The organism is Desulfococcus sp. (assembly GCF_050178255.1).
GTDB classification, from domain to species: domain Bacteria; phylum Desulfobacterota; class Desulfobacteria; order Desulfobacterales; family Desulfococcaceae; genus Desulfococcus; species Desulfococcus multivorans.
This window is the reverse complement of the sequence record NZ_JBFXGG010000187.1, coordinates 1-3,486: the sequence shown is the minus strand read 5'-3', so window position 1 is coordinate 3,486 and position 3,486 is coordinate 1. Positions and strand designations below refer to the sequence as shown.

The following is a 3,486-nucleotide window of genomic DNA, read 5'->3' as shown; positions in this document are numbered from 1 at the left end:
GCCCGTCATCTGTCCTCCGATTCCTACAGGCTGGCGTTCGACATTCTTGAGAAGGCTCATGTGGGGGTCGCACCGGGCATCGATTTCGGCCGTCACGGCGAGGGTTACCTGCGGTTTTCCTACGCCAGTTCGCTGGAGAACATCGCCGAGGGCATGAACCGGCTCGAGACATACCTGAATTCCGGACCGCTCCTGAAACCGGAAGGCGCACAATGATCATCCGATCCGCCGAGTTCGTGACCAGCGCCGTAAAGCCCTCTCAATATCCGCCGGGGGTGCTGCCGGAAATCGCCTTCGCCGGGCGATCCAACGTGGGAAAATCGTCTCTCATCAACACCCTGGTCAACCGGAAGCGTCTGGTCAAGACCAGCGGAACGCCTGGACGAACCCAGCTGGTCAATTTTTTCGAGGTGAACGGGACATACTCGCTGGTGGATCTTCCGGGGTACGGGTACGCCAAGGTACCGCTGGCCGTCAAAAAAACCTGGGGCCCCATGATCGAAACCTATCTCTCCAATCGGGAAACCCTGGCCGGCGTCGTCCTGATCATGGATATCCGGCGGATGCCGCGTCATGAAGAATTCGATTTTATAGCGTGGCTGAAGCAGTACCATATCCCCGGCATCCTGGTGTTGACCAAGACGGACAAGCTCTCCCGGACCCGACAGCTCCGGCAGCGGGAGGCGGTTGCCGGCGCCCTGGGCGTCGACGTCGAGGATCTCATCCTCTTTTCCGCCCAGACCCGAAAGGGTCGGGAGGCGGTATGGGCGGCCGTGGCGGGTGTTGCCGGGACTCAGGAGGAGGAAGGACGATGAGAGAAGATCGGGGCAACCGTTTCAAAGGCTTCAGGTCCGGCTTTGTGATGTTGGCCGGGGCTCCCAACGTTGGGAAATCGACCCTGCTCAACCGGATGCTGGGCGAGAAGGTTTCCATTACCTCCAGAAAAGCCCAGACGACGCGAAACCGTATTCTTGGAGTGCTGCACCAAAAAGACGCTCAGCTGATCTTCCTCGATACGCCCGGCGTTCACAAAGCTACTCAGGCCCTCAACGTCCGGATGGTGGACGTAGCGCTCGCGGCTATGGCGGATGCCGACCTGATTCTGTTCATGGTCGACCTCAAATCCCCCGACCCCGATGCCGAGACATTCCTGTTGGAAAAAATTCGACAGCAGCAGCGCCCTGCGGTGCTGGCGTTGAACAAAACCGATCAGGTGCGGTCCGAAACGGTTCTCCAGGCCATCGACCACTGGCGGACGACCTATCCTTTTCAGGCCGTCGTCCCCATATCCGCCAAGCACGGGCATCAGGTGGACGCCTTGATCCGGGAGATGGCGGATCTGATGCCCGAGGGTCCGCCCTTTTTCCCCGAGGATGCCGTGACCGATATGCCCGAACGGTTTATCGCGGCGGAGATGATCCGCGAAAAGGTGTTCCGCCTGACCGGACAGGAGATCCCCTACGCCACGGCGGTCACTGTTGAATCCTTCAAGGAAAAAGAGGGGCTGGTGAGCATTCACGCCACCATTCATGTGGAGCGGTCCTCCCAGAAGGCCATCGTGATCGGCCGCGAGGGGGCGAAGCTGAAGCAGATCGGCCGGGCGGCCCGGGAGGAACTGGAGCGCATGATGGGCACCCGGGTGTTTTTGAAATTATTCGTCCGGGTGCAGAAGAACTGGAGTCGGGATACCCGGGCGTTGAGAAAGTTCGGCTACTGACATCGGATGATTCTTTCGTATCATCCCTGTTTTTCAGGGGATAGACAGATTTTATGTGCCGGCCGGGAACCCGATAAAACCGACCTCGGGGCCATTCGATCCGCCCGGGCGGTCATACTGCCCCAGGGCTGCGGTCAGGCGTTGTATCGAATGGCACGGGAAAACTGTGCCCATGTATTCCCCAACTACGACGTTCGGTTCGCCTATCCCCGTAAAAGCGGCCAGATCCGCCTTTTCCATCGGAGCGGCGTACCCCATCCCTCGACGGAGTTCTACCCGTCGCTTGAGATCTTCACCGACGCGTTGAACACCGGGGCAAGCCGAATTGCCGTGAGGTTTCCGTTCGTTTTCAAATTCGACTGGGGCGGGGAAGGGCGGAATGTCCTGTGGATTCCATCTCCGGAGGCCCTGAACGGCGCATTGGATACGGCGCGGCGCTATGAGCGGACCGGACAGAAAGGCTTTCTTGTCCAGGAATATATTCCCGCGGGCAACCGGGTGCTTCGGGTTGTGGTCATCGGCGCGCGGACGGTCATTTACTGGCGGGTTCTGAAAAATTCGGAGACGGCGGTTGCCGGCCTCGCCGCCGGCGGCGTCATCGATACGGCGTCGGATTCGGCATTTCAGAAAGCCGCGGGAGCGTCGGTAAGGCGTTTCTGCGACGCGGCCGGCATCAACCTGGCGGGGTTCGATATCCTATCGCCGCTGCAGCCCCCGGGAGCCGATCCCGTGTTTCTTGAAATCAACTATTTTTTTGGTCGGCGAGGGCTTGGCGGAAGCCGGGCCTACTACCGGATGCTGATCGCCGAAATCGAACGATGGATCGACGGCATCGAGGCGGGGCCGCCGATGGGAAGCCCGCAGTCCGCATGACACGCAGAACCCGAAACGGCATCGATCCCTTTGCCGCACATCTCGAGGATTCCGATATTCGCAGGGAGCGACGAAAGGCGAGGGAAATTCGCTCCTCCCAGTGGTGGAAGCGGCAGCTGGCCAAGGGCCGATGCCATTATTGCGGCAGCGCCGTAGCACCCAAATCTCTGACCATGGACCATATCGTTCCGATCTCCCGGGGCGGCAGAAGCACCAAGGGCAATGTCGTTCCCGCCTGCAAGGCGTGCAACAACCGAAAAAAACAGTTGTTGCCCATGGAATGGGACGCCTATCTGGCCTCCCTGGATTCGGCGTGATGCCCAATGGGTGATGCTTCCGTTGCAGAGGAGACGGGCATGGCCGGGCTCTCGGTGGAAAACCTGTGCTTCTCCGGGATGAAACCCGTTTCCTTCAGGATCGGTCCCGGTCAATGCGCCGGATTGACGGGCCCATCGGGCTCGGGAAAGACACGCCTGCTCCGGGCCGTCGCCGACCTGATTCCCCATACCGGGGAGATTTCCTTGAACGGCGCGTACGCCCGGACGATGCCGGCCCACGCATGGCGCAAAAAGGTTGGGTTCCTGCCTGCCGAGAGCGCCTGGTGGGAGGAGACGGTCGGGGCGCATTTCATCCAGATCGATGCTGCGGAATTCAGGCGTCTTGGATTCGATGCGGATGTGTTGTCGTGGGATATCAACCGGTTGTCCAGCGGGGAGCGGCAGCGCCTTTCCCTGCTCCGGCTGCTGTCGGGAAAGCCGGAAGCCCTTCTCCTGGACGAACCGACCGCAAACCTGGATGACGACAATGCGGCGAGAGTGGAATCCCTCATCGGATCCTATCGACTGCACCGGAATACGCCGGTGATCTGGGTGACGCATGATCCGGATCAGATCCGC

At 60.4% G+C, this 3,486-nt stretch carries 5 protein-coding genes and 1 pseudogene; all 6 read left to right on the top strand.

All coding sequences use genetic code 11. The features are described from left to right. Nucleotides 1–216: pseudogene (locus tag AB7S84_RS16965) on the top strand (pyridoxal phosphate-dependent aminotransferase); the annotation flags it as partial. Next, complete coding sequence (yihA, locus tag AB7S84_RS16960) at nucleotides 213–815, top strand: ribosome biogenesis GTP-binding protein YihA/YsxC (RefSeq protein ID WP_020877329.1); 603 nt, start codon at nucleotides 213–215, stop codon at nucleotides 813–815. The pseudogene AB7S84_RS16965 and the gene yihA, both read left to right, overlap by 4 nt. After that, nucleotides 812–1,717 carry a GTPase Era gene (era, locus tag AB7S84_RS16955; protein ID WP_020877330.1) on the top strand — a complete coding sequence of 302 codons (906 nt, stop codon included), beginning with the start codon at nucleotides 812–814 and terminating at the stop codon, nucleotides 1,715–1,717. Before yihA ends, era begins: the two co-directional genes overlap by 4 nt. 150 nt (nucleotides 1,718–1,867) lie before the next feature. Further along, a complete protein-coding gene (locus tag AB7S84_RS16950; RefSeq protein WP_428155968.1) occupies nucleotides 1,868–2,590 on the top strand; it encodes an ATP-grasp domain-containing protein in 723 nt (240 codons plus the stop codon). Then, the gene (locus AB7S84_RS16945) at nucleotides 2,587–2,907 is read left to right on the top strand and encodes an HNH endonuclease (RefSeq protein WP_428155966.1); all 321 of its coding nucleotides are present in this window, start codon (nucleotides 2,587–2,589) and stop codon (nucleotides 2,905–2,907) included. The genes AB7S84_RS16950 and AB7S84_RS16945 overlap by 4 nt, the downstream gene beginning before the upstream one ends. Before the next feature lie 6 nt (nucleotides 2,908–2,913). Then, nucleotides 2,914–3,486, top strand: a 573-nt coding sequence (locus AB7S84_RS16940) for an ABC transporter ATP-binding protein (RefSeq protein WP_428155964.1), incomplete at its 3' end; no start/stop codon positions are given.